At 32.5% G+C, this 25652-nt stretch carries 24 protein-coding genes; 7 read left to right on the forward strand and 17 right to left on the reverse strand.

Annotated features, from left to right (window positions below; all coding sequences use genetic code 11):
* Nucleotides 1-51: 51 nt before the first annotated feature.
* The gene (locus KM029_RS16380) at nucleotides 52-363 is read right to left on the reverse strand and encodes a hypothetical protein (RefSeq protein WP_144074270.1); all 312 of its coding nucleotides are present in this window, start codon (nucleotides 361-363) and stop codon (nucleotides 52-54) included.
* 134 nt (nucleotides 364-497) lie between these two features.
* Nucleotides 498-866: a hypothetical protein gene (locus KM029_RS16385; RefSeq protein ID WP_144074271.1), complete on the reverse strand. Its 369-nt coding sequence runs from the start codon at nucleotides 864-866 to the stop codon at nucleotides 498-500.
* A 141-nt stretch (nucleotides 867-1007) separates the two neighbouring features.
* Here KM029_RS16385 and KM029_RS16390 point away from each other — a divergent pair, with 141 nt between their 5' ends.
* Together KM029_RS16390 and KM029_RS16395 are read left to right on the forward strand one after the other, a co-directional pair.
* Nucleotides 1008-2630 carry an ArnT family glycosyltransferase gene (locus tag KM029_RS16390; RefSeq protein ID WP_144074272.1) on the forward strand — a complete coding sequence of 541 codons (1623 nt, stop codon included), beginning with the start codon at nucleotides 1008-1010 and terminating at the stop codon, nucleotides 2628-2630.
* Between the two features lie 13 nt (nucleotides 2631-2643).
* A complete protein-coding gene (locus tag KM029_RS16395) occupies nucleotides 2644-3228 on the forward strand; it encodes a phosphatase PAP2 family protein (protein WP_144074273.1) in 585 nt (194 codons plus the stop codon).
* Here the strand turns inward: KM029_RS16395 and KM029_RS16400 are convergent.
* Genes KM029_RS16400 through KM029_RS16415 form a run of 4 tightly spaced genes read right to left on the reverse strand, consistent with a single transcriptional unit; the run spans nucleotide 3215 to nucleotide 6298 of the window.
* Entirely contained in the window at nucleotides 3215-4078 is an 864-nt protein-coding gene (locus KM029_RS16400) for a hypothetical protein (protein WP_144074274.1), read from the reverse strand. The genes KM029_RS16395 and KM029_RS16400 overlap by 14 nt on opposite strands.
* On the reverse strand, nucleotides 4056-4850 hold the full coding sequence (locus KM029_RS16405; RefSeq protein ID WP_144074275.1) for an EI24 domain-containing protein: 795 nt from the start codon (nucleotides 4848-4850) through the stop codon (nucleotides 4056-4058). The genes KM029_RS16400 and KM029_RS16405 overlap by 23 nt, the downstream gene beginning before the upstream one ends.
* An 11-nt stretch (nucleotides 4851-4861) precedes the next feature.
* Nucleotides 4862-5461: an IMPACT family protein gene (locus tag KM029_RS16410; protein WP_144074276.1), complete on the reverse strand. Its 600-nt coding sequence runs from the start codon at nucleotides 5459-5461 to the stop codon at nucleotides 4862-4864.
* Nucleotides 5462-6298 (reverse strand): alpha/beta hydrolase family protein, encoded by an 837-nt coding sequence (locus tag KM029_RS16415; RefSeq protein WP_144074277.1) that lies wholly within the window; start codon nucleotides 6296-6298, stop codon nucleotides 5462-5464.
* Between the two features lie 132 nt (nucleotides 6299-6430).
* Between KM029_RS16415 and KM029_RS16420 the strand changes: the two genes are divergently transcribed.
* A complete protein-coding gene (locus KM029_RS16420) occupies nucleotides 6431-7072 on the forward strand; it encodes an alpha/beta hydrolase (protein WP_144074278.1) in 642 nt (213 codons plus the stop codon).
* Nucleotides 7073-7423: 351 nt separating this feature from the next.
* Here KM029_RS16420 and KM029_RS16425 read toward each other — a convergent pair whose 3' ends face one another.
* From KM029_RS16425 to KM029_RS16460, 8 genes are all read right to left on the reverse strand, one after another.
* The gene (locus KM029_RS16425; protein ID WP_144074279.1) at nucleotides 7424-9292 is read right to left on the reverse strand and encodes a DNA topoisomerase IV subunit B; all 1869 of its coding nucleotides are present in this window, start codon (nucleotides 9290-9292) and stop codon (nucleotides 7424-7426) included.
* A gap of 124 nt (nucleotides 9293-9416) precedes the next feature.
* Complete coding sequence (locus KM029_RS16430; RefSeq protein ID WP_144074280.1) at nucleotides 9417-9947, reverse strand: C40 family peptidase; 531 nt, start codon at nucleotides 9945-9947, stop codon at nucleotides 9417-9419.
* Nucleotides 9948-10045: 98 nt separating this feature from the next.
* Nucleotides 10046-10663 (reverse strand): C40 family peptidase, encoded by a 618-nt coding sequence (locus KM029_RS16435; protein WP_158631085.1) that lies wholly within the window; start codon nucleotides 10661-10663, stop codon nucleotides 10046-10048.
* Between the two features lie 237 nt (nucleotides 10664-10900).
* Nucleotides 10901-11644, reverse strand: coding sequence for a ribonuclease III (gene rnc / locus KM029_RS16440; RefSeq protein WP_144074282.1), 744 nt, complete (start codon nucleotides 11642-11644; stop codon nucleotides 10901-10903).
* A gap of 319 nt (nucleotides 11645-11963) precedes the next feature.
* Nucleotides 11964-13217, reverse strand: coding sequence for a beta-ketoacyl-ACP synthase II (gene fabF, locus KM029_RS16445; RefSeq protein WP_144074283.1), 1254 nt, complete (start codon nucleotides 13215-13217; stop codon nucleotides 11964-11966).
* 123 nt (nucleotides 13218-13340) lie between these two features.
* Nucleotides 13341-13577: an acyl carrier protein gene (locus KM029_RS16450; protein ID WP_126615328.1), complete on the reverse strand. Its 237-nt coding sequence runs from the start codon at nucleotides 13575-13577 to the stop codon at nucleotides 13341-13343.
* 127 nt (nucleotides 13578-13704) lie between these two features.
* Nucleotides 13705-14148 carry a hypothetical protein gene (locus tag KM029_RS16455; protein ID WP_144074284.1) on the reverse strand — a complete coding sequence of 148 codons (444 nt, stop codon included), beginning with the start codon at nucleotides 14146-14148 and terminating at the stop codon, nucleotides 13705-13707.
* Nucleotides 14149-14170: 22 nt separating this feature from the next.
* Nucleotides 14171-14578 carry a phage holin family protein gene (locus KM029_RS16460; RefSeq protein ID WP_126615325.1) on the reverse strand — a complete coding sequence of 136 codons (408 nt, stop codon included), beginning with the start codon at nucleotides 14576-14578 and terminating at the stop codon, nucleotides 14171-14173.
* A 253-nt stretch (nucleotides 14579-14831) separates the two neighbouring features.
* Here KM029_RS16460 and KM029_RS16465 point away from each other — a divergent pair, with 253 nt between their 5' ends.
* A complete protein-coding gene (locus KM029_RS16465) occupies nucleotides 14832-15455 on the forward strand; it encodes a hypothetical protein (protein WP_144074285.1) in 624 nt (207 codons plus the stop codon).
* Nucleotides 15456-15521: 66 nt separating this feature from the next.
* On the opposite strand, the gene KM029_RS16470 is transcribed toward KM029_RS16465, so the two are convergent.
* Nucleotides 15522-15977: a hypothetical protein gene (locus KM029_RS16470; protein WP_144074286.1), complete on the reverse strand. Its 456-nt coding sequence runs from the start codon at nucleotides 15975-15977 to the stop codon at nucleotides 15522-15524.
* A 58-nt stretch (nucleotides 15978-16035) separates the two neighbouring features.
* Between KM029_RS16470 and KM029_RS16475 the strand changes: the two genes are divergently transcribed.
* The 3 genes from KM029_RS16475 (at nucleotide 16036) to KM029_RS16485 (ending at nucleotide 22254) form a co-directional block, all read left to right on the forward strand.
* Nucleotides 16036-19578, forward strand: a complete 3543-nt coding sequence (locus KM029_RS16475; RefSeq protein WP_144074287.1) for a caspase family protein — start codon at nucleotides 16036-16038, stop codon at nucleotides 19576-19578.
* Nucleotides 19579-19672: 94 nt separating this feature from the next.
* Nucleotides 19673-21640, forward strand: coding sequence for a 1-acyl-sn-glycerol-3-phosphate acyltransferase (locus KM029_RS16480; RefSeq protein ID WP_144074288.1), 1968 nt, complete (start codon nucleotides 19673-19675; stop codon nucleotides 21638-21640).
* Nucleotides 21641-21645: 5 nt separating this feature from the next.
* On the forward strand, nucleotides 21646-22254 hold the full coding sequence (locus KM029_RS16485) for a GDSL-type esterase/lipase family protein (protein WP_144074289.1): 609 nt from the start codon (nucleotides 21646-21648) through the stop codon (nucleotides 22252-22254).
* Between the two features lie 45 nt (nucleotides 22255-22299).
* Here KM029_RS16485 and KM029_RS16490 read toward each other — a convergent pair whose 3' ends face one another.
* Together KM029_RS16490 and KM029_RS16495 are read right to left on the reverse strand one after the other, a co-directional pair.
* Nucleotides 22300-23256, reverse strand: a complete 957-nt coding sequence (locus KM029_RS16490) for a TRM11 family SAM-dependent methyltransferase (RefSeq protein WP_144074290.1) — start codon at nucleotides 23254-23256, stop codon at nucleotides 22300-22302.
* Nucleotides 23257-23407: 151 nt separating this feature from the next.
* Nucleotides 23408-25381, reverse strand: coding sequence for an alkyl/aryl-sulfatase (locus KM029_RS16495; protein ID WP_144074291.1), 1974 nt, complete (start codon nucleotides 25379-25381; stop codon nucleotides 23408-23410).
* Nucleotides 25382-25652: the final 271 nt, after the last annotated feature.

Here is a 25652-nt window from a genome sequence, read left to right on the forward strand (position 1 = left end):
CGTTAGAAAATAGAAAAGCGATAGTTCCTTTAACCGAACTATCGCTTTTTTTTATTTTAATTTTTTTAGGAATGAAATACCATACTGAGTACGCATACGTTCTAAAAGCCATTTTCTAGCTTCTATATTTTTATTACCTCCTATGAGAATGTAATAGAGCCAATCTTCGGTATGGAGATGACTAAATTTATAGGTTCTACACATAGGTTTTTCATCGTAATTATTGATAAAGTAATAAACATGCATATATAACATACCAAGGTTGTCATTTACGCCATCATGGATTAGGCTAAATTCAACTTTATCAATTTTGACCTCTCTATTTCCGCTTTCTTCTTTAGAAATAAAGTCTGAGACTTTCATATTTTACTTTTGGGTGAATACTTAGGTATCAAGAAGTTACATAATATTTGAGACACTACAATAGAAAAGCAAAATTCAATTTTTTAAATATGATCGCTTTAAGATTCTATTGTGTAATAAAAATATAATCACAATTATAAAGAGTTTGGTGCAACAAAGTATATTGTTGTTTCGGGTTGCTCTATAGGAATAATATAAGTTTGTTCAGGAACAGCAATTTCTTCTGTGGGTAGAAATTCAGGTTGAGATACCACTAAATTACCAATAACATTGTGGATAGTGACTTCTGTTTGGTCGGTTTTAAAATTCCACTCGGCCAAACCTGCTTGATGTGATATGACAGCAATTCCAGAGTCTAAGCCAGAAATAGTGGCCGCTGTCCAATCAAATTTTAATGTAACAGTTCTTGGAACAGTGGAGTCTACATCTTTTACACAGGCAGAAATTATAAAGCTCCCAAGAATTAATAAGGATAGGTTTTTAAGTAAAGTTATTGTTCGCATCGTCTTTTGTTTATCTATTATTAGATAAATCAACGTAAAGAGGAGGTGTAAGTTTGAAATGAAAACATTTTTTAAGGACTTACTAGTACTTAATCATAAAAAAAACGAAAAGCATTTCTTTAAAACAAGTACATTTGCAGCATGGAATCAAATAGTATTACAGAAAGTAGAGCAACCCAAATTGTTCTAAGGCTAATTATAATAAGTTCTATTGTTCGTGCAGTGATAGGTGGAACGATGGAATTTAGTAATGACGAGGTGTATTATTGGACGTACGCATTGTACCCTTCATTAAGTCATTTTGATCACCCTCCAATGGTAGGATGGGTAATTCAACTTTTTACATTAAATCTAGCACTCCCTTATGAATTTTTTATGAGGTTAGGAGGTGTTGTTTTTGCCGGAATTAATACATTTCTAGCATTTAAAATAGCTTCTAAATTAAAAGATAGTGTTGCAGGTATTTACGCTGCCTTTTTGTATACATCATCAATATATGCATCTATTTTGGCAGGGATATTTATTATTCCAGATACTCCACAAACGTTATTCTGGATGTTGAGTATTTATTTCTTATTAAACTCTTTACCTGCTGAAAAAATAGGCAAGGAGGAACGTAAGAATTTATTATTGGCTGGTCTTATGATTGGTTTGGCTGGATTATCAAAATACCATGCTGTTTTTATTGGTCTTGGGGTAGCATTATATGTAATAATTTGTGATAGAAGATGGTTAAAAGATTGGAGTATATGGGCTGCAGGTGCTATAGCAATAGCTTGCCTTTTCCCTGTTGTATATTGGAACTATGCCAATGATTTTATCAGTTTTACATTCCATACTGATAGAGTAACACCTACCTTAGAGTTACGCTTAGATTACTTTTTTACTGAAATAGGAGGACAGATAGCTTACAACAATCCATGGAATTGGTATTTGATTATTGCCGCCATGATAGGAATAGCTAAAGGAAAAAAGGTAATGGATAAAAAGTCGTTACAAGTATTGTTATTTAACGGACTGCCATTAATACTTGTATTTACTTCATTTGCGTTGTTTAGAAGAACTTTACCACACTGGACTGGACCGGGATATTTACCTTTAATAATTATTACAGCTGTGTATTGGAGAGTTAAATTGGTAGATTCAAAAGCAAAAAATGCATGGAGGTTATGGAAACCTAGACGAATTGTTGGAGCAACTACATTTTTATCTATCGTATTAGCAATAGCGTTTTGGTTAATTAATTTTAGTCCGTTAAATGTAGGTAAAACAAATTTGGAAGATCCGAAGAACTTTGGAGAATATGATTTTACGCAAGATATGTACGGTTGGCGTCAAATTAATAAGAAATTAAAACCATTATTAGCCAAAGATCTTGAAGAAGAAAAGATGAAACCAAATGCTAAATTTGTAGCTTATGAATGGTTTCCTGGTACACATATCGATTTTTATATTGCTTATCCAAATAAGCACCCTCTGATATTAATGGGATCTTGGGATGAAATACATAAGTATGCATGGATAAATAAAGAGCGAGGAGGATTAGAAAAAGGAGAAGATGTTTACTTTTTAAATGTAAGTAATTGGGGACGAGATGTAGATAGACAATTCGGTAAATATTTTGATCAGATTGAAGAAGTAGGCCGAGTAGAAGTAGATAGAGCTGGTAAACTAATGCGTTATGCATATTTGTATAGATTACGAGGTTACAAAGGAAACTTTAACTTCCCTGATCCAAACGAGAAACACCATAAATTAAATTAAATCTTATACGTATATGCAACCATTTGAGTGGGAACAAGAACTTTTTCTGTTCTTAAATAGTCATCATACAGCTGCTTCAGATTCGTTTTTTTGGTGGATTACAACACCTATAAATTCATGGCCTCTATATGTGTTTTTAATAGGTTTTATGTTTTGGAAATTTGGTTGGAAACAATCCATAATCTTCCTTGTAGGGCTAGGCATTGCTATAGGTTTAGCAGATGTTATTGCCTCTCAAATTTTTAAACCTTTGGTAAATAGACCTCGTCCATCGCATGATCCAGCAATTGAGGGTCTAGTACATACGCTACATGGTTACAAAGGAGGTCCGTTAGGCTTTGTTTCCTCTCATGCATCTACCTCTATGGCAATAGCTTTATATTTCTTTTTAGAATGGAGAAAAAAAGTGAAATGGGTAGGGTTATTATTTGTGTGGACAGCAGTATACTCTTACAGTAGAATTGCAGTAGGCGTTCATTTTGTAGGTGATATTTTGGGCGGATGGCTTGTAGGAGTTATTGCAGTAATAATTGCTATAAAAATACTTCACTTTGTGCAAGAAAAATATAACCCATGGGGACTGATTAAAAAGGAGTAGGTTCTGCGTAGCTAATGGTATGTATAATTTGTTTTGTAGGCATATCACTTTGAGAAGAAATCATGGAAATTGAAGTAGGGAATAAATCATCGTTATAGATTGTTCTATACTCAATACGTGTGTTTTCTTCTACAACACTTGCAATTTGGGTAAGCAAATTTGCCGAGTTTGGAGATGTTGAAAAGTAAGGAGTGAAATGAATATCTTGAAATTGTTGTGCTAATAGCATTTCTGTTCTTATGGATGAAGAAATAAAAATGCTGTAGGAATTTGGATTGTAGATGAAATTTATCTCCGAATCTGGTTTTTGACCGTCAATAACAACAAGAGAATTAAATATTTTTTCTGTAGTTATAGTACCTTTTTCATAAGTATAAATATGAGTTTTTGATGTCACATAATTAATGACACTATATAACTGATCAGTAGATTGTTGATTGATTACTCTTAATACAATATTACCATCTACTGATATAGAATAACTATTTTCTTCGGGTTTATCATAATTGAAAGTATATGTTTTAAGTACTACTTGTAAATCAATTGAAGTAAACTCGATACTAGAAATTCTATTATTATCATTATAATTAAAAAAAGCCTGTACGGTAGAATCATTCTGAAATGTTTGAGAGATTACAGAGAAATTACCTGATTCTGTAAAATAAAGAAGCATATCTTTAATGTCTTCATTTTGAGGTGTATAAAGGTTATACTCAAAATGTATTGAGGCAGGGAATGCAATAGGGTCTAATCCCGTGTCAGGGGTATCACTACTATCCTCTATAAGTCCGCAAGAGAAAGTGATAACAAAAAAGATAAAGGCTAATTTACGGCTGAGTAATTTCGTCATGAATATTGAGCTCTTTTAAGGTTAAGCCAGTGGCAACAACACTAATAATAGGAGAGAAGATACTACCAACAATAGGAATCATTGCAAGTATACCACCTCCAAAACCAGCTGTTGTTGTTAAGGTTTTGTGAGATTGAATAAATCGCTTACTCTTATCTATATTAACATTCCAGTTTTCAAAATAGTTGTCTAGAATATCATATCCATAAAAATAACCATTTATACACATACTTAAAAACATAAAGAAAAAACCAATGATAGGTATAAATGTAAATGGCATTAAAATAAGAGAATAAGTAATAGTCTTTATTGCATTTGGGAGTGTAATTTTAAAAAGCATTTGCCCAAAACGCTGCATACTAAAAGAAGGTCCTACTTTTTGATCGAATAAGATATTATTCACTTTTTCAGTTAGACTATCAAGAATAGGAAAACTGATTATACTTAAAATTGTAGGGTAAATTAATAAAGAAGTAATCAGTACAGGTATTTCTATTAGAATAAAGAGTGTCCAATAAAGGTAAGTATCAACATTAGTAGATGTATAGTTTTTAATCCATTCTTCTAAAGAATTAATAATACTAAAATCTTGAATTGATAAAATGAGTTTATTGCTAAAATATACCCCTCCGCTAAGCATACCTAGAGACAGTGCAATAGCAAAAATACTTATATACAGATAGTATTTGCCTAGTTTGTGCTTCTTTATGAAAGTATGAGCACTAAAAAAGTTTTTGATACTTAGCTTAGTAATATTTATTTGTGTGTTCATTAATAATAAGATTAGCTTTCTTTAAAAATAAGTTCATCAATATCTTCAAGCTTTTCTTTTACTTGCTCAAATAAACTTTCTCTTACTAAAAACTCTATATGACAAAGTTCGTCAAAACTTTGTTGTCCAAAATCTAACCCAAATTTTTTAGCAACTTTCATTACTTCGTTCATGTCAGGGTAAGCAAACGTAATTTTAATTTTTCTTTGAACAAAAAGCTCTTCTATTTCACCACTTTCTAAAGCATCTGCGGCAGAAGTTTTGTAAGCATGGATTAATCCTGGAACACCAAGTTTTGTACCTCCAAAATAACGAATGACGACAATTAAAGTATCTGTAACATTAAAAGAACGAAGTTGCCCTAAAATAGGTAACCCGGCTGATCCACTTGGTTCCCCATCATCATTAGCTCTGTATTTTGCTTTATCGGCACCAATCATATAAGCATAGCACCAATGTCTAGCATCGTAATACTCTTTTCTATATCCTTTTACAATACTTTTAGCTTCATCTTCTGTTGTTACATGATGTGCCAAAGCAATAAACTTACTTCCTTTTTCTTTGTATATACCTTCACTGGTACCTTTGAGGGTTAAATAAGCGTCTTCCATTTATTTTGAGAAATGATCTAAAACATAGTCAATTGCAGTTTGCATATCATCTGATAAAGCATTGTCTGTCCAAGGGTGCTTCGTACCAAATGTATGAGATGCACCTTCAATAGTTTTACATTCAGAATTTGGATTTAATTGATGTAAGAAGTGCATAGCTTGTACAGGAACAGTTTCATCAGCAGTACCATGAATATGTAATATAGGTTGTTGTACTGTGGGTAAAACCTTCATCATAGACAATCTATCTTCATGTGCGTAATAATCTTCTACTGCTTGAAAGTACAAAGGTAATTCTTCTCCAGTACGGCCATTTACTACATGAATAACACCCTCTTTTTTCCATTGAGCTACTGTTTCTTCAGAAAAAGTATTCACTTGTGGTATAGAAGCAAGTGTAGCTACTTTTTTAATTCTACTATCTTCCGCTGTTTTTAATAAAACGACACCACCACCACGGCTGTGTCCTAAAAGATATAATTTTGATAGATCAATAGTACCAATAGGACATTCATTACTATGTAACCAATCAATCAATACGCCTAAATCATCTAGTTCTTTACTGAAGTTATTGTTTCCAAATGCTTCATGATCTGTTACTTCAAAAGGGTGGTCAACTGTTGTTCCATCAGAACTAAAATTCAATTTTACACAGCAATATCCTAAAGTGGCAAATTGATCAGCAATAACATTAAATGCACCCCAATCTTTAAAGCCTTTAAAACCATGAACCAAAATAACTGTAGGTTTCTTTGTATGATCAGAGACCCATCGAGCATCTGCTACGAAACGTTTGTTGTTGTGTTTAGACGTAAGTACAAATTCTATCTTTTTCATAATCAAAAATAGGAAAATCTTAGTTGAAATAAGCGAGACTACTCGAAAATGAAATACATATTTAGTTTTTATGTACTTTAAAGAAACTTTAATCAAAAGAGTATAAAAAAACTATCTGATAATTAAACGATTATGAATGCATATTGTATTAGTGGATTAGGAGCGGATCAAAGAGTTTATAATGCTATAAATATTTCGGCTTCTAAAATACATTTAGAGTGGATTACTCCATTTAATGGAGAGTCTTTAGAAAAGTATGCTATTCGATTAGGTGAGTCAATTAATACTGAGGAAGATTTTATATTAATAGGAGTTAGCTTTGGTGGAACTATTGCACTTGAGATAGCAAAGTATTTACATCCGAAAAAAACATTTTTAATTTCTTCTATTGATACTTATGATCAATTACCAATTATATATAGAATGATTGGTGAAATTAAATTAATCTCCCTTCTTCCTGTAAGAATATTTAATATGCCTTATAGAATAGCTAAATTTCTGTTTGGTACTCGACAAAACATATTGAAATCAATTCTAAAAGATACTGATGCTACTTTTGTAAAGTGGGCGATTAATGCATTATTGACATGGAGAAATAAGGTAGTGCCAACCTCTATCTTTAAAATAAATGGGGATAAAGATCTTTTATTAAAAGCGAAATATTCTGACTTCACAATTAAAGGTGGACATCATTTTATGATAGTAGATAGAGGTAATGAAATAAGTACAATTATTAATAATGAACTTAGAAAATTGAAAGAGGTGAAGCTATAAATCATTATTCATAACTAACGATAATCATTAATAATGTGATCGAAATTGAACAAAGTGCATGATTATAGCACAATAAATAATTTATTTAGAATAAGAGTGTGAATGTTAACTATTTGATTATTATTATTTTATGAATTTGTGATTAAGATTTGATTAATAATAACTGTAAGTGTCAAATTACAAATGATTTTAATTAAAGAACTTAACTCTCTAATTAAAAAAATAGTTACACGTTAGTTATCAAGAAGGAATGTGTGTTTCACCAAACTTTCTTAGTTAGTCCTAAAAAAAAGAGGTAGTACATTAATAAAATAATGACTACCTCTTTTTATATCATTTAATGAAAGCTATTTAACCAACAGCTTCTTTAACTTCATCTCTTTCAACACGAAGATTATTGATAATGAATTTCTGACGGTCTTGAGTATTTTTACCCATATAGTACGTCAGTAAATCTTTTATATTACTATCCTCGCTTAAAATTACAGGATCAAGTCGAATATCTTCACCAATAAAACCACCAAATTCATCAGGAGAAATCTCTCCTAAACCCTTAAATCGAGTAATTTCAGGTTTATTACCTAAAGAATTTATAGCATTAACCCTTTCTTCGTCGCTATAACAATAGATTGTTTTTTTCTTGTTTCTAACTCTGAATAATGGAGTTTCGAGGATATAAATATGTCCTTTTTCTACCAAATCAGGGAAGAATTGTAAGAAGAAAGTTAAGATCAATAAGCGAATATGCATACCATCAACATCGGCATCTGTAGCAATTACCACTCTGTTGTAGCGTAATCCATCAATTCCGTCTTCAATATTTAAAGCATGTTGAAGTAAGTTAAACTCTTCATTTTCGTATACGATCTTTTTGGTAAGACCAAAAGAATTAAGAGGCTTACCCCTTAAACTAAATACGGCTTGGCTTTGTACATCACGAGATTTAGTGATACTACCACTCGCAGAATCCCCTTCGGTAATAAATAAAGTTGTACCTCTTTTGTTTTCTTCTTCGCCTTTTTTATCGTTGAAATGCAAACGACAATCTCTTAATTTTTTATTATGGAGGTTGGCTTTTTTGGCTCTCTCGTTTGCAATTTTCTTAACACCAGCAATCTCTTTACGTTCACGTTCCGATTGTTGGATTCGTTTTAGTAATGCTTGAGCAACTTCTGTATTTCTGTGTAAGAAATCATCTAAAACTTTATGAACATACTCGTTTACAAAAGTACGCATAGTAGGTCCATCAGGTGCAACATGTGTTGATCCTAACTTAGTTTTAGTTTGAGATTCAAAAACAGGTTCTTGAACTCTAACAGAAACAGCGGCAATAATTGATGCTCTTATATCAGCTGCATCAAAGTTTTTACCAAAGAAATCACGAACAGTTTTTACAATAGCCTCACGGAAAGCAGATAAATGTGTACCCCCTTGTGTTGTATTCTGACCATTCACAAAAGAATGGTAGTTTTCTCCGTATTGATTAGCATGTGTGAACGCAAACTCAATATCCTCACCTTTAAAGTGAATAATAGGATACCTTAGTTGTTCTGCATTTGTTTTTCTTTCTAATAAATCGCGTAAACCATTTTTAGAAAGGAAAGTTTTTTGATTTAATTTTAGTGTTAAACCTGCATTTAAATAGGCGTAGTTCCAAAATAAATCATCTAAATAATCTGGTAAAAAACGGTAGTTTTTAAATATCGTAGGATCTGGTTTAAAGTAAACCGTAGTACCATTTTTTTCTTTAGTAGAAGTGATTGGATAATCTTTAAGAAGTTTACCTGCTTCAAATTCTGCTACTTTTATTTCTCCATTCCTTACAGAAGAAGCTCTAAAAAAATTAGATAGTGCATTTACTGCTTTTGTACCTACACCATTTAGACCAACTGATTTTTGGAATGCATTTGAGTCGTATTTTGCACCTGTATTGATTTTTGATACACAATCAATCACTTTACCAAGTGGAATACCTCTTCCATAATCTTTAACAAGTACGGCACCTTCATCAACGGTTACGTCAATTTGTTTACCGAAACCCATCATATGTTCGTCAATACTGTTATCTACAACCTCTTTAACAAGTACATAGATACCATCGTCAGGAGCTGATCCATCTCCTAACTTACCAATGTACATACCAGGGCGTAGACGAATATGTTCACGAGGGTCTAGTGATTTAATACTACTCTCGTCGTAATTATTTGTTGTATCTGCCATAGTTCGTTATCCTTTCTTCACAATTATAGTTTTTAAATTAAACAATAGGAATTTAAAACGGTTAATTTGTCTTATTTTTTGACAAAATAAGATAGGAATCATCAAAAAATAACCAATTAAGTAATTATCCTACACGTTTAATTACTACAAGTCTGTCTTTCCAGTAAGGAGAATAAGCAACCTCTTTTACACCATCTTTAGAAGAAGTATAAATGAAGTTAAAGCCTTGTGCAGTTTTTTTAGTGATAATACCAGACATAGTTACTTGGTTACTACCTTTGTTTGCACTAAAAAAAACTAAGTCTCCAGCTTCTACTTTATCTGCAGGAACCTGTTGTCCTTGTCTAGATTGTTCTCTACTAATACGAGATAATTGTACACCAGCAGCTTTCCACGCAAGCATTGTGAGTGCACTAGCATCCATTCCATCTTTTGTTACACCACCAGATTTGTAAGGAACACCAATAAATGTACGTGCTGTTTTTACAGCTTGTTCTGCTTTTTCGTTTTGTTCGGAAACAACACTTTTTACTTCATTTGTAGGAGATGAAGTTGTAGAATCGCTTTTGTTTGAATCACCACTGTTATCGCAAGAGAAGAGTAAGCCAGTTAAGCTAAGACCAAGAAGTGTTTTGATAATAAAATGTCGAGTCATATTTTTAAATTGGTATGAAAAACTTTAATTCTTCATAAGCTATTAATTTTTTGTGATTCGATCAACATTTTAAGGAGAACAAGATAGGAAACAAGGTATTAATCCAATCTCCTTGCTAGTTTATAGTATTTTTTCCAATAAACATCAGAAAGTTCGCTTTGCATTACACCATGACTTGTACTTGCATGGATAAAATATTTTTTTCCGTTTTTTACAGCAGAGATCATTCCTACATGCTTGATATTAGAAGTACCAGGCCCACTAAAAAATACCAAATCACCAGGTTTTAAATTACTAAAAGGAACATATTTACCTTCTTTTGCTTGTTGATAAGAAGCACGAGGTAATGTAACATTGGCGGCTTGCCATGAAACGCACATCAAGCCAGAACAATCAATACCTTTTTTAGACATATTTCCATAATCATATTTTACGCCTTCATAAGTCCATGCTGTTTTTAAAGCAGCTTGAACTTTGTTGCTTACATTTTTTGGTGTTTTTACAGGGGCAGCAGCAACCTGAGAAGCAGTAGTTGTGCCTTGTTGTTGGCTAGGGGTAGTTGTTCCTCCTAACTCAGCAACACGTTGTTGTTTTTTCTGTTGCAATTTATCCTGACGTGTAGAATAAGTATAGTTTTTACCATACTGACACGATTGTAAAACGGTAGTAACTAACGTAAAAAATAATAGGCTTATAAAAACAGTGCTCTTTTTCATGATCAGAAAGTAAAAAACAGTAGGTGATGATAATTTAAAGTACATCTATTTCTACAAAATATACAAGATAATAAAGGGTTATTGGGTATATAATTGTACTTAAGACAGAATATCATCAATAAAATTTTATTTAAATATATAATATACAGAGGGAAAAAGTAGAATAAAAAGGGAATAAAATAAAAGCCCTCTTAGAATTTGTCTTCTAAGAGGGCCTTTTCTAAAAGGGTTAAAACACTAAATAAGTGAAAGTGCTTCGCAAGTTTTTCGAGCGGCATCTTGTTCAGCTTTTTTCTTGCTGTAACCAGAACCTAAGGCTTGCAATTCGTCATCAATTAATAAATTAACTTTAAACTGCTTACCGTCTTTTCCTCCTTGCTTTGAAATAGTAAATTCAACGACTTTACTATTTTTTTGAGCCCACTCAATAATGAGACTTTTAAAATTGGTAGTGGTTTCAATTATTTCTTCAATGTCATAATGTTGCATCAATAAACTATGAATGATGAAACGACGTGTAAAATGAAACCCTAAGTCTAAATAAACTGCACCAATAAAGGCCTCCATTGCATCGCCATAGATTGACTTATGACTTAATGCTGAATTTTTACGACCTTCAAAAGCAACCATTTGGCTTAGACCAATTTTAACTGCTAGCCTATTTAACGATTCTCTATTTACAATACGAGAACGAATTTCTGTAAGGAAACCTTCATCTTTATAAGGGTATCTCTTGAAAAGATATTCGGCTACGACAGATCCTAAAACTGCATCTCCTAAATATTCTAACCTTTCATTAGATTCCTTAAAACCTTTTACCGCACCACTTTCAAAAGCAACAGAGGTATGTTGCATTGCAAGATGATACAATTTAATATTGTAAGGTTTTCTACCGATGATTCGTTTAATTACTTCGGCTAATTTAGTCTCCTGCTCATTATAAGGTGTGACCCATCTCTTTAAGAGTTTTCCTAAAATCATAGATAGGTATTAAAATCTCGATAAAGTTCGAGGAGTAAAATTTGATACCTCAAAAATGTAAAAAATATCTAAAAACATCTACATTTTTTTGTAATTCTTTTTGTTGAAAAAGGATTATTATCAAGAATTTAATACACAATCAGTATTAATTACATTAAGAGAGGGTAATAGTGGAATGTATAAGCAGAATCTTTAGAAGTAAATAGGTAATTAGTATGGGTAGTAGAATAGTAATGGTTGATTCTAGAGAAAAGTAAAGCAATAAAAAAACCCGATAGATGAACTAACGGGTTTATATTTTTATTAAGTAAAAGTTAATTTACTCAGCGTATTTCTTAAATACCATAGAGAAGTTATGACCTCCAAAACCAAATGTATTTGATAAAGCAATATCAACATTACGTTCTTGTGCTTTATTAAATGTTAGGTTTAATTTAGGATCTAAATTCTCATCAGGAGTTTCGAAGTTGATTGTTGGAGGGATAATACCTTTTTCAATCGACATTAAACATGCTAAAGCTTCTACTGCACCTGCAGCACCTAAAAGGTGACCAGTCATAGATTTTGTAGAAGAAATATTTATATCGTATGCTTTCTCTCCGAATACCTTTTTGATTGCGTTCACTTCTCCAATATCACCAAGTGGTGTAGAAGTACCATGAACGTTGATGTAATCTACATCTTCTGGTTTTAAACCAGCATCTTTAAGTGCTTCTTGCATTACACGGCTAGAACCTTCGCCCTCTGGATGAGGAGCAGTCATGTGGTAAGCATCAGCAGTCATTCCACCACCAATTACTTCACCGTAAATTTTAGCACCTCTAGCTTTTGCGTGTTCTAACTCTTCAAAGATAAAACCACCAGCACCTTCACCAAGAACAAAACCATCTCTAGTTGCGTCAAAAGGTCTAGAAGCTGTCTCAGGAGAATCATTACGTGTTGATAATGCTCTTAAAGCATTAAAACCACCAATACCAGCTTCACATACAGCTGCTTCAGATCCACCTGTTACAAACAAGTCAGAAATACCAAAACGGATGTAGTTAAAAGCATCAATCATAGCATTCGTTGCAGAAGCACATGCAGATACAGTTGTGAAGTTAGGTCCTTTTAATCCCCAAATCATAGAAATATGACCAGGAATCAAATCAGGAATCATTTTAGGAATAAAGAAAGGGTTAAACCTTGGAGTACCATCTCCTTGTCCGAAAGCAACGCATTCGTCTTGGAAAGATTTAAGTCCACCAATACCAGACCCCCAAATAACACCAAAACGATTTCTATCAACTTTTTCTAAGTCAATACCAGAATCTTCGATTGCTTGTTTTGCCACGGCAACACCGTATTGGCTAACAAGATCCATCTTGCGGATATCTTTGCGGTTAATATAATCAGTTGCAACAAAGTCTTTGACTTCGCATGCAAATTGAGTTTTGAATTTAGATGCGTCGAATTTAGTAATTGGTGCGGAACCGCTAACACCTTTTGCAAGGTTAGTCCAATATTCTTCGACTGTATTACCTAGTGGCGTTAATGCACCAATACCAGTAATTACAACTCTTCTAGCGTTCATATGATAATAAATTTTGGAAGCTCCAAAAATAAACAAACCTGACAGATTCGGCATCCTTAAAGTAGGCGCTTGCTCTGTCAGGTTCGCTAGCGTTTGATTCGCTTATTTTAAAGGGAGTATAAATTACTTTACGTTCTCCTCAAGGTATGCGATCGCGTGACCTACAGTTGTGATGCTCTCTGCTTGATCATCAGGAATAGAAGTGTTGAACTCCTTTTCAAATTCCATGATTAACTCAACAGTATCAAGTGAGTCAGCACCTAAATCGTTTGTGAAACTAGCCTCAGGCGTTACGTCTGATTCTTCAACACCTAGCTTATCAACGATGATTTGTTTTACTTTTTCTGCAATTTCGGACATCTTACTGAATTTTAGTTGACCAATTGAGTTGCAAAGAAATGAATAAGATTTTATAACTGCAAATAGAAAATCGACATAGAACTCAAATATGTTATGCTTGCATACAATGAACTTTGTAAGTGGCTGATTATGAGTCTCTTTTTTTCTTTCTGTTTTCCTGTCTTCTTGTTAAATAATTTAAAAGCTCTTCTTTGGCTACTCCCATTAGGAATACAGTCGCTTCATCTCTAAGCATTTTACCAAAGGAAGGAATACGAGAATTTGTGCTTTCTACAGTTGTATCTATTTTTCCTTTTTTTCCTTTACCGTCTAATTTCTCTAATTTTTTTAGATACTTTTTCTTACTTCTATGAGAATGTAAACGTAAAGCCCATTGCGATAAACTATAAGTGGCAACTACGGCTGCACCATAGGTTAAAACTTTTTTAATATCATGACGAGTATCAGCAACCGTTTCTGTTGTTAAACTAACTAACTCATCTTTATATAATTTTGTTTCTGCTTTCAAACGTTCTTTGTCAGCTTTTAAACGTTCTCTTATTTCGTTTGTTTTTTCTACTTTCTCACTCATGATTAGGGTCAAATAATAAGGTCTAAATTTCGTTTTCTTCTTGGGCATGATCTATAGCTTGATCAATCCAAATTAAAAATTGACTTCTTAATAAGTCCGATTTATAAATAGCAAGTACAAATAGTCCAATGCAAAAAATTCCTACGAGTGCAAAGCCAGCAAAAGATGGCCAAGAAAAAATGTAGTTCACAAAAAGTGCAAAGGCTAGTGCAAAGAAAGAGAAAGCTAACGTTAGGAAAGTAAGCATTATTACAAAAATTGCTAATACAGATAGCGTACCTGCTAGCCCTGTTTTTAATTGTATACTGAATAGTTTAGCATACGTTTCAACAAGTTTAACAATTGACTGAATAATATTGTCAAAACGTTCTTGTTGACGTGCCTGTTCTTCTTCTGTAAAGATACGACTCCTTAAATTTCTTTTCGACATATATATGCCTTTAACGTTTAGGCTAAAAAATGTGATGTTTTATTACAATTTGAAATATAAGCAAAAATAGAAGATTCTATTTACTAACCTTCTTTTTTAAAGAATAAATACATGAGTAGTAGTAATAAGTAAGGAGTGAATTGTTATTCAATATAAATAGTAATACCTTTAAAAAACTATCGTGACGGTGTATTATTATTATCAACAAACAAATTAAAACAAACAATTATTACTCTTTTTAATTTACTGGTTTATGAAAATTACTAAACTCTTTTCTTTATTTATTCTATTAGGATTATTTTCAAGTTGTGCTGGCTCATACCATAAAATATATCCGACTGCTCAAAATTTTAATTCAAGTTCAAATGTAGGAAATGTTAAACTTGAATATAAATATAAAGTGCTTACTAGTAAAAAGTACAAAAAGAAAGAAGATAAATTTAACACACAATTAGTGGCTGTTAAAATCACAAATAATTCTAACCATGATGTAATTCTTGGAGATAATTATTTATTGACCTATCAAAGTGGAACAAAAGTATTGATAAACTCAAAAGAAGTAACCTTCAAATCACTTAGACAGACTGTTCCAACATATTTATTATATTTATTATTGGCGCCTCTTCAACTTAATACAACTAGTTCAACTGGACAAACAAGTTCATTTCCAATTGGTTTAATAATAGGGCCTGGTATTGCAGCAGGAAATATGATTGGTGCAGGGAGTGCGAATCAGAATTTTAAAACGGAATTAGATCAATATGATATTCTGAATAAGCCGATTCATCCAGGTGAATCTAAAGTTGGTTTAATAAGTATTCAATCATCTTCAACTGATGCATTACTTTTAAGACATTTAGAACCACTGGCACAGTAGAAAATTATAATAATAATACATTAAAATGCCACACTTTTGAATAAGTGTGGCATTTTGCATTATAGCCTATTTTAGAACAGAAAAATGACTGCGATTTTTATGATCTTTAGATTTATCAATTAAGACAGAATTATATAAAATAGCTCCTACATGAAGTAATTCTTTATCATCTTCTTGAAGAGTTACTTTTACGGTATCTATATCCTGATTAAACTGAATATAATAAGTCTGGTTTGTATTTTTTAAAGCATTTGTAACTAAAACAGAAGTAATAATGTCATTCTCTTCTAAATCAACTATTTGATGCGAGAGAATTATTTTTTTCTCAGATTGATAATAAAATACATCAATAGGGTAGATGTCTGGTGTAGAACTTTGATCTTCCAATAAATTATTACCAAATTTATCATTAAACTCAAGCAAAATGTGATAATCTTCGTTTCTGCCTACTTCTTTGGGGATAATTTCGCAAGAGAAAATAATTAGTGTGAATAAAAAGATAGTAATCGCTAAATGTCTCATTTTTTATAAAAATAGGAAAGAGTGGGTATGATAATGAAAATACTAAAATAACTTCATCTTGAAAATAGCATTTCACAAAATATACATTGGATTTATAGTTTTTCTGCTTTATGTACAACCTACTTCTGCACAGCAACTACAATTAACACTTTCTACAGGTCATTTGGGGAAAGTAGAAAAGATGAGCATTTCTAATGATGCATCGTTGTTAGCTACTGCAGGAGAAGATGGAGCCGTGAAATTATGGAATATTAATGATAAAAGACTACTCAAAACATTTTACCCTCATAAAAATGGTGTAGAACAACTCTGTTTTTCAGAAGAACACCAATTTTTAGCTACTGCTGGAAGAGATAACTCTGTTATAATCTGGAACATTCAGACGGGTGAAGTTGAAGATAAAATGACTCATTTGAATGATGCCGTCTTTCAGATGAAGTTTATAGATAATATGCTGCTTTTTATTACAAAAGGAGGAGAGACCTATAGATGGGATTGGCAACATAAAGGAAATACTCCAGATGGTAAAGAAATTAAAACCAATCTAGGCAACTACTCAGCACTTAATTATTCTTTTAAAATGAATTGGTTAAGTGTTGGATTAATGAATGGAGAATTGCTACTTTGGAGAGGGTATGATCGACCTATAGTAGAAAAAAAATTACACAACGATTGGATCTCATCTATAGATTTTATTCCAAAAGATTCTTTGATAGTTACAGCATCATGGGATAAAAAAATTAAAATATGGGATGCCAATGCAGATCAGCTTATTGATGAAATGGACTCTCCTGATGATACTCCAATTATTCAAATTAAGTACTCTTCGTTCTTTAATTTTTTGATTGTAAAAACGCAATTAGAAGATATTTATTTCTTTAGAGTAGAGAACAATAAAATTAATAGAACACCTGCCGTTGTACGTGATGATTTTGAAGAAATGGTATTTACAGAGGATACCAAACATGCTGCTTTTACAAAAAAAGATGGTGCTATTACAGTGTGGACTTTAGCTGATGGCAATTCTAGAACAGATACAGAATGGAAGCCTGTAAATGGACATTTAGTAGAAGGAGAACTCAATACAACTACAGGAGCATTGGCATTTGTAACCACAAATGGTAATTTTTATTCTTGGGAACCTAAAGAGAATATTGTATCAAAAACGTGGAAAGTCCATAAAGGAAAAGCAGAAGCATTAGAATATATCCGAAATGGCAATAGATGGATTACAACGGGAACAGATAGCCTAGTTAAAATCTGGAATGATAATGGGAAATTATTAGATACACTACAGCTTTTACACGAAGGAAAAACATTAGAAAATTTTGATCTAATTCAAGCTGCTTTAATTGGTACAAACGGTGGCGATGTAATTTATTGGGATTATGAAGATCAAACGTATAAAAACTTATACCAACATAATGGAGCAGTTTCGCATGTTGTAGTTTCTAAGAGAGAAGATTTAGTGGTTTCTGTAGGTAGAGATCGTAAATTAAAGGTTTATGATATCACAAACCAAAAAATAATTTATGACGAGTTAGTACCTGATATATGGTTAAATGATGTGCGTTTTTCTGAAGATGATAGTCAATTAGTTGTTGCAGGGAAGACAGGAGTTTTTGTTTGGAATACAGCTTCTTGGACACGTAGAAAATTAAAAGGAATTACTACCGATTATTTAAAAATCGACTTTATAGATAAGACGGACGAATGGGTATTTGGTGATCGCTACGGAAATATCACTTTATGGAATGAGGAACTCACCGAAGTAGTAAAAGAATTTCATGATTCATCTATGCCGTTAGTAGATATAATCTCTTATAAAGACCAAGATTTTTTCTTTGCTGTACGAACCAACATGATCTTTGAAGTGTGGAACATTAATAAAGAAAAGAAAGTTGGTAAAATTGTAATTACAGAAGATGGTGGTTGGGTTATAGAACATGAATCTGGCTTGTTTGATGTTGGGGCTTTAAATATGAATAACCTCTATTATACTTACGGAACGGAAACAATAAATTTTGAACAATTAAGAGAAATGTATTGGGAACCCGGATTAGCCTACGAGTTATTATCAAGAAAAAAATTAAGGAAAGTACCGCCTTTAGATCAGTTAAAACTATTTCCTCAAACCAATTCATTTTTAGAAAATGATACTTTATTTATTGAAGTGGTTGATAGAGGTGGTGGAGTTGGAAAAGTAAGCTTATATATCAACAATAAAGAAGTTATTAGTGATCTACAAGCAGAAGCTACTCAGGTAAATAAAGAAGGAAAAGACTATTATAAAGTAGGGTTGGGTGATTTAAAAGGAGTATTTATTCCAAATAATGAGAACGAGATATCTATTTTAACTTCTAACCAAGCAGGTACTTTAAATGGTAGAGGACTTAAAATGACATATAATTATATTGATAAAGATAAAAGCGAACCAACAACATTGTACGGTGTAGTAGTAGGTGTATCTGATTATAGAGGTAGACTGATGGATTTAAAATACGCTGCAGAAGATGCTAAAGCAATGGCAGAGTCGTTAGATTTAGCAAGTGATAAGCTTTTTGGAACAGATAATACAGCAATTCAACTTATTACAACAGATAGTGAAGCAGATTCTTTACAGCCGACAAAAGAAAATATTCAGAAGGCTTTCCAAAGAATAGCAAAAGAGGCGAACGCATCAGATATTTTGTTTGTATTCTTAGCAGGACATGGTACGGTGGCTCAAAATAATAAAGGAGTAGACGATTTCCATTTCCTAACAAAAGACATGAGTAATAGTGATGTTGATGATATCAATATTAAAAATAATTACACGGTAAACGGAACAGAATTATTAGATTGGATTAAAGAAATTCCAATTTCTAAACAAGTTTTTATTGTAGATGCTTGCCATGCAGGTTCATTTTCTACAGAATTAATTACTGCTAGAGATTATAACGAAGAGGGGATGAAAAAAAGAGCCTTAGAACGTGTAAGGTCTAGGACAGGAATGTTTATGTTATCTGGAGCTTCTTCGGATAAAGTAAGTTATGAATCTACCTTCTTAGAGCACGGTTTATTAACATACTCTTTACTGGATTATCTAAAAAGAGGAGAGTTAGACCAAGGTAAATTTGTGGATGTGCAAGACCTTTTTGCTCATGCTGTAGAAACTGTTCCAGAATTAGCCAATTCTATGCATGGAGAACAACAACCAGAATATAGAATGCCATTAGGCGCAGGTAGTTTTTATATTGGTTCTTTATCACAAGACGATAGGGCAACCATAGAATTATCTGTTCAGAAAAACCTTATCAGTAATATTTATCTCGAAGACCAAAAATCTTGGGCAGATCATTTAAAGATTAGCCAAAAGGTGCGTAATAAGATTGTATTAGACGGTAATGAACTAGACTTACCCTTTAAATATAGAAAGGGCGCAGAAGGGTTTAATACTTTTATATTAAGAGGGAAATATCAGTTACACAAATCATCTATTGTTTTAAAACTTCATTTAATTTCTAATAATCAAGTTGTAGGCAAATGGACTGTTAAAGGAAAAGATGTAGAAGAGTGTGTTGATAAATCGATAGAATTGATGGTGAATCACTTTAATTAAATAGAGGTTTAAGTGTAAATAGTCCTTTTGTTTTTATGTTTAGAAAAAGATAATTTGAGATATATTCTTTGATAATCACCAACAATACAACACTATGACGCAAACTAACATCTTGAAATCATTGCCATTTGCAGACCGGTTATCGGCAGTGCAGTTAAAAGAATTATCTGATTTAGCAGAGATACAAACATTTGAAGATGGAGAAACAATAACACTTCAATTTGCTTCTGCAGAAAATTATTATGTATTATATGCAGGTGCTGTAGCTTACCATTTAAATGTGGGAGATCAGCGTGGTGCATTATTAGTAGGTAAAAGCGATGAACAATGGACGCCTATAGGTTGGTCTGGATTTAGAGAACCTTACCGTTTTGCTACTACAGCAAAAGCTCTTGGTAAAACAAAAGTAATTAAGTGGGATAATCAGAAAATTAGAGTTTTATTTGATGAACAGCCAACATTAGGAATGCACTTGCTGTCCAGCTCATTATTATATAGTACACACCTTTTAAAAGAGGCTAGAGCATCTTGGATTCAAGGATCTGTAGCTCTTTCATCAACAGATTTTCAGCAAACAAATTCGTATACTTCTTTTCAGGATAAAGGACCACAAGAAACAACTTTAGAGTTTTTTAGGCAAAGTGCTTTTTTTAATCCATTTGCAGATTGGCATTTGGCAAAACTCGCAAAAATCAGTCGCTCAAAATTTTATAAACCAGGAGAGAAATTACTTACAAAAGGACAAGTAAGTGATAAATTTATGGTACTTAAAACCGGTAAAGTTGCTTTAAATTACCTTACCGAAAGTAACGAAATATATACTTCTGATGTATTAGAAGAAAGAGGACAGGTGATATTGTGGAGTGCAGCAAGTTATGATGCTATTCCAAATAACATGGAGTTAGTAACTATAGAACCAATAGAAGTTTTAGAAATTAATAGATTAGATTTATTGGTGCTTTATGGTGAATTTCCTAACCTAGGAATGGTTTTTATGTACCGTTTATTATGGTTGCTAGGCAGTGCTTTAAAAGCTATAAGAGCACAAGTTATTACCCAAACGTTTGATAGGGAATTACTCACAATCCAAACAATGATTGAACAGGCTGGGGCACAATTAAGTGTTTGCTCAGAAATGTTTAAAGTTCCTGTTCTACTAGAAGAAAAATTAACGCAAGGAGATGCTTTTGATTTAATGGATAAGTTGGCAAATGAAGGGGTTGGACAAGAGAAAATTTTAGCGAACCTTTTTATAAAAATGACGCATCCGTTAAGAAAGGAATATTTATTTTTTGAAGGGTTAAAACGCATGACAGACCATGTGATTAGAGCACCCAAATCTGTACCTGCTTTCGAATTAAGAAATGAATGTTCTGAGTTTTTTGAAAGAGCAACGGCTTATGTTGATATTAAAATTGATGGGTTAGAAAACTTACCCAAAAAGGCTGGAAATATTTTTATTTATAATCACTTATTAAACCATCCGTATTATACATTGCCTAATAACTTTCAGATTACTTTAGATTCTCATTTTATCTCTATGCTACTGTACAAGTTTTATAAAGATTCTGGGTTAAGAGTAGTAAGAATTGGTAAAGGTCCAGAATACGGGCACCAAGATTATTATAATAAATTAGGGCATTTAGGGGTAAGAACTGCAGATTCTGATCCGTCTGTACAATCTGTAGAAGAAAAAAGAAAGATTAGAAATCAGTTTTTTAATGAGGCAGGGAATAAATTAAAATCTGGAACAAACTTAATTTTAAGTCCTGAAGGCACAAGTAGAGAAACGCATCAATCTCCTGTAGCATTTAAACCTGGAGCATTTATGATTGCAAATGCATCTGGAATAGATCCGTTAATTGTTCCAATTGCTTTGGCATTCTTTGATAAACGTTTAAGTAAAACTAAACTTGGCGTTGTAATCAAGAAGCCTTTTAGGTTATCAGAAGTAATTGATAAGAAAAAACCATTTAAGGAGGAACTAAGAACATTTTTAGAAAGTTATTCAAAACAATACCGTTCTTATGTAGAAGAGGCTATTGTATTGGCAGAAAAATAAATGAAATGACATCAGAAGAAATTCAATTTTATAAAGAAGAGGGCTTACCAGAGCTACTTGAAAATATCAGAAAACAGCCGACTATAGAACATCCTATTATTTTTTATGGGAGCTCATCTTTTAGGTTATGGACAACTGTTAGAGAAGATGTAGGCAATAATACAATTCTAAATATGGGTTTTGGAGGCTCTACTTTAGAAGCATGTGCTTTGTATTTTCATGTGTTATTTGAAGAAATAACAGCCCCTACGCAAATAGTAATTTATGCAGGTGATAATGATTTAGGCGGAGGACAAAAAGCAGAAGATATTCTTTTCTATTTTGAAAGCTTATATCGTCAAATTAGGTATAAATATGGGGAGGATCTTCCTATAAGCTATATGTCTATAAAGCCTAGTCCTAGTAAAGATGACATTCAAGCAGAAATAGAAAAATCGAATACGTTGGTAGAAAAGGCTATCCAAAACCTTACGAATATAAGTTATATTGATATTTACACACCAATGTTAAATAGTAAAGGCAAAAGTCGTCCAGATTTATTTGAAGAAGATATGTTACATATGCTTCCTGAAGGATATAAGATTTGGAAAGAGGTGCTCAAAGATAAAATTTAGCTTTCTCGTATCATTGTAGTAGAAGGAGAACTTTTGAAAGTTTGGTTAATCTTTCAAAGGTTCTTTTTCACAAACCCATATATTTCTAATAAATTTTACTTTCCCGATTTTATCAATGGTACAAAAATCGGTAATAGTGAAACCTGCATTTTTTATAAAATCCTCGATGTCTGAAATAGAAACAACCACAATACGATTGGTAATTTGAGCAGCAGATTTTATAATATTAGAAGCAATATCTTCTGTAGAATAAGAATAGAGGTTATACGGTAAATCTATGATTGCGGCATCGTACTGTTTTGTAATATCTTTTATATCAGAATTAAAAACATTGGCCGTATAGTTATAATGTGCGAGGTTCTTTTTAGCATTATTACAAGCCTTGTGGTTAATGTCGCAACCATCCATTGAGTAACCAGCAAAACAAGCCTCTAAAAGTACAGTTCCAACGCCACAACAAGCATCAATTAAGGTGCTGTTTTTATTTCCTTTAGCTGCTATATTTACTAAAGATTTAGCGGTATTTATACTCAAAGAATTACTAAAAGAACAAGGTTTTTTATTGTGATTTTGCCACTCTGGATTATTTTTAATCAAAGGACCGAAATACCAAGTTTCTTCAAAAAAGCACAAGCCATAAGTAATTGTAGGATGATAATAGTCTGGTTCTCCTTCAATACGGTACCCAATATCTCTTAACTGCCCTAATCTTTCAGGGTATCCAATAGTATCACCTTCTAACATTAGATACTCTACCTTAAAACCCTCAGCTTTTATTTTTTTAGCTTCAATTTGGTCCATCAGAACTTTATAGTCTTTTGATGCTAATTGAATGTCTAATCTTTTTTTGATAAAAGGACTACAAGATGGTTCAATTTTAATATCCGAAAAAAGAAGCTTTCCTTTTACCTCTTCATTAAAAAGATACTTAGACTCTAATTTACTAAGTTGGCTTTCGTTAAAATTGAAATTTAAAGAATATATATGGCTTTGCTGCTGCATCTGTTTTCGAAATTAAAAAGGACCTCATTACAATATTTGATGTAATGAGGTCCCAATTTACTACTAAGGAATCAATAAATAACAACCCTATTTACTGTTAGTAATTATTTGATCTACTTATTGATAAATAATCACCTTGTACGTTTAAAAGTTAAGGTGTTACTATGTTAAAGAAGAAATATTGATTCAGGTCATCCAGGCATTCTAAAACCGTTATAAATTGTTTTGTATCACCCTTTATTTTTATTTTTCCTGATTTGATAGCCTTTTTCATGGTTATACCTCCAAGCAAAAAGTCATTTAGAGTAGCACGTTCCATTGTGATAGTAGCATCTGGATTAGGATCTTCGTTATTAGGCCAATAGTTTAATACAGAGTTTTCTAGAAATAACGTATATTTTTTATTGTCATCTGTAAATACCCAGTTTAAAGTAATCTTTTTACCTGCTGCTTTTTTAGCATCTAATTGTATACCCATGTAACCAAAAATGAGATCCATAGACATATTAGAAATAATTTGTGGGCTACTAGTTTCTGGAGTATTTGCTTTTAAAACTCCATTACGAAGCTCAAAAGCACCTGCTAAGTAAAAGTTACGCCAAGGTCCATTTTCTGCTTGGTACCCCATTTGTTCTAGCACATCCGCCTGTAGGTTTTTAGCGTCTTGAAGATCTGGATCAGAGAAAATTAAATGATTTAAAAGTTCGGCAGCCCAACGGTATTCGCCATTGTCAAAAGCTAATTTACCGGCAGCCATTACTTTATCGGCTCCTCCCATTAGCTTTACGTATTTTTTAGAAACTTCAACAGGAGGGAGTGGGTTTAGGTTTGCTGGGTTACCATCAAAATAACCTAAATAATAATTATAAACGGCTCTAACATTATGACTTAAAGAACCATAATATCCATGTGTACCCCATTGTTTTGTTAAACTTTCTGGCATTTCAATTAAACCAGGAAGTTCATTCATAGTAGCTCCCATATTAGCATGATGCAAAGTTTGATCATGCATGTACTTGTAAGTATCACGTTGTGATTTAATGTGTTCTACAACACGATCTTTTCCCCAAACAGGCCAATGATGCATTCCAATAGCAACCTCGGTATCACCAAAACTTTGAAGTACTTGATTTAAATAGGTTGGCCATTTAGAGGCATCTCTTGTTTTTGCTCCACGTAAAGTATATAAATTGTGCATTGTATGAACGGCATCTTCGGCAGTATTAAGCATTTTATATTTTGGTAAATACCACATCATTTCAGAAGGAGCTTCAGAACCAGGTGCCATAACAAATTGATATTCGATTCCATCAATTGTATGTTTTTCTCCAGTTTCTTTAATACTGTTTGTAGGTGCGTAAATTCCTGGAGAACCAGAAGAAGTGGTTACTCCAAGTCCTGCACCTACCTGTCCTTTTGCATCTGGGGGAAGAACATTACCATACATATAACTTGATCTTCTAGACATTGCTACACCAGCATAAACATTTTCTTCAATGGCATGATCTAGAAAACCCTCTGGAGCATAGATTTTTATTTTTCCACTTGCTACATCTTCAGGAGAAGCAACTCCAAGTACACCTCCAAAATGATCTACATGAGAATGACTAAAGAAAACGGCTTTTACAGGTACTTTAGGGCGGTGTTGATAATATAAATCTAAAGCATATTTAGCTGTTTCTGTAGATATTAATGGATCATAAATATGTAAACCTCCATCTGCTTCCACAATAGTCATATTAGAAAGGTCAGCACCTCTAACTTGGTACACGCCCGGTACTACTTCAAATAATCCACTGATCATAAGTAGTTGACTTTGTCTCCATAAACTAGGGTTAACGGATGTTGGAGATTTTTCATCTTGCTTAATAAATGCTTTAAAAGCACTCAAATCCCATACTATTCTCCCATCAGCATTTTTTACTATTCCATTATTGGGGAGAGGAGCAATAAATCCTTTTTGAGCTTCTTCAAAACTAGTTTTATCATCAAATGGGTACTTTTTATAGAGTGCCTTATTATTACTTTCTGTACTTTGAGAAGGAGCTTTAGGCTTTTCTTGTCCAACAACTGTTAGGTTTATTAAACAGAACATTGAAAGAGTGAGCGTTATTACTTTATTCATGGGGTTATTTTAATTAATAATTAGAATATCTATCTAATTATTCGGTAATGAGTGAAATCTTTTTAAAATAGATTTTTTAGGTTATTATCTCTAGTAATGAAAATAATGATTATATGTTTGTTCTCAAAGAAAAGTAAAATACTTATTGTACTTTTTTATACCCTAGTTATGTGTTTTTTACCTACTTATTTTTTTTAAAGAAGATAAAAAAAGTGCAAAACACGGGGTCTTGCACTTCATTGCTATTCTTTTGTTATTTGCTTTATTGTCA

The sequence above is a fragment of the Flammeovirga kamogawensis genome, assembly GCF_018736065.1.
Taxonomy (GTDB): Bacteria; Bacteroidota; Bacteroidia; order Cytophagales; family Flammeovirgaceae; genus Flammeovirga; species Flammeovirga kamogawensis.

Bases quoted from the DNA above. Each gene is read 5' to 3' on its own strand.
- KM029_RS16380 (WP_144074270.1), bottom strand. From the start codon at position 363: ATGAAAGTCTCAGACTTTATTTCTAAAGAAGAAAGCGGAAATAGAGAG.
- KM029_RS16385 (WP_144074271.1), bottom strand. From the start codon at position 866: ATGCGAACAATAACTTTACTTAAAAACCTATCCTTATTAATTCTTGGG.
- KM029_RS16390 (WP_144074272.1), top strand. From the start codon at position 1,008: ATGGAATCAAATAGTATTACAGAAAGTAGAGCAACCCAAATTGTTCTA.
- KM029_RS16395 (WP_144074273.1), top strand. From the start codon at position 2,644: ATGCAACCATTTGAGTGGGAACAAGAACTTTTTCTGTTCTTAAATAGT.
- KM029_RS16400 (WP_144074274.1), bottom strand. From the start codon at position 4,078: ATGACGAAATTACTCAGCCGTAAATTAGCCTTTATCTTTTTTGTTATC.
- KM029_RS16405 (WP_144074275.1), bottom strand. From the start codon at position 4,850: ATGAACACACAAATAAATATTACTAAGCTAAGTATCAAAAACTTTTTT.
- KM029_RS16410 (WP_144074276.1), bottom strand. From the start codon at position 5,461: ATGGAAGACGCTTATTTAACCCTCAAAGGTACCAGTGAAGGTATATAC.
- KM029_RS16415 (WP_144074277.1), bottom strand. From the start codon at position 6,298: ATGAAAAAGATAGAATTTGTACTTACGTCTAAACACAACAACAAACGT.
- KM029_RS16420 (WP_144074278.1), top strand. From the start codon at position 6,431: ATGAATGCATATTGTATTAGTGGATTAGGAGCGGATCAAAGAGTTTAT.
- KM029_RS16425 (WP_144074279.1), bottom strand. From the start codon at position 9,292: ATGGCAGATACAACAAATAATTACGACGAGAGTAGTATTAAATCACTA.
- KM029_RS16430 (WP_144074280.1), bottom strand. From the start codon at position 9,947: ATGACTCGACATTTTATTATCAAAACACTTCTTGGTCTTAGCTTAACT.
- KM029_RS16435 (WP_158631085.1), bottom strand. From the start codon at position 10,663: ATGAAAAAGAGCACTGTTTTTATAAGCCTATTATTTTTTACGTTAGTT.
- rnc (WP_144074282.1), bottom strand. From the start codon at position 11,644: ATGATTTTAGGAAAACTCTTAAAGAGATGGGTCACACCTTATAATGAG.
- fabF (WP_144074283.1), bottom strand. From the start codon at position 13,217: ATGAACGCTAGAAGAGTTGTAATTACTGGTATTGGTGCATTAACGCCA.
- KM029_RS16450 (WP_126615328.1), bottom strand. From the start codon at position 13,577: ATGTCCGAAATTGCAGAAAAAGTAAAACAAATCATCGTTGATAAGCTA.
- KM029_RS16455 (WP_144074284.1), bottom strand. From the start codon at position 14,148: ATGAGTGAGAAAGTAGAAAAAACAAACGAAATAAGAGAACGTTTAAAA.
- KM029_RS16460 (WP_126615325.1), bottom strand. From the start codon at position 14,578: ATGTCGAAAAGAAATTTAAGGAGTCGTATCTTTACAGAAGAAGAACAG.
- KM029_RS16465 (WP_144074285.1), top strand. From the start codon at position 14,832: ATGAAAATTACTAAACTCTTTTCTTTATTTATTCTATTAGGATTATTT.
- KM029_RS16470 (WP_144074286.1), bottom strand. From the start codon at position 15,977: ATGAGACATTTAGCGATTACTATCTTTTTATTCACACTAATTATTTTC.
- KM029_RS16480 (WP_144074288.1), top strand. From the start codon at position 19,673: ATGACGCAAACTAACATCTTGAAATCATTGCCATTTGCAGACCGGTTA.
- KM029_RS16485 (WP_144074289.1), top strand. From the start codon at position 21,646: ATGACATCAGAAGAAATTCAATTTTATAAAGAAGAGGGCTTACCAGAG.
- KM029_RS16490 (WP_144074290.1), bottom strand. From the start codon at position 23,256: ATGCAGCAGCAAAGCCATATATATTCTTTAAATTTCAATTTTAACGAA.
- KM029_RS16495 (WP_144074291.1), bottom strand. From the start codon at position 25,381: ATGAATAAAGTAATAACGCTCACTCTTTCAATGTTCTGTTTAATAAAC.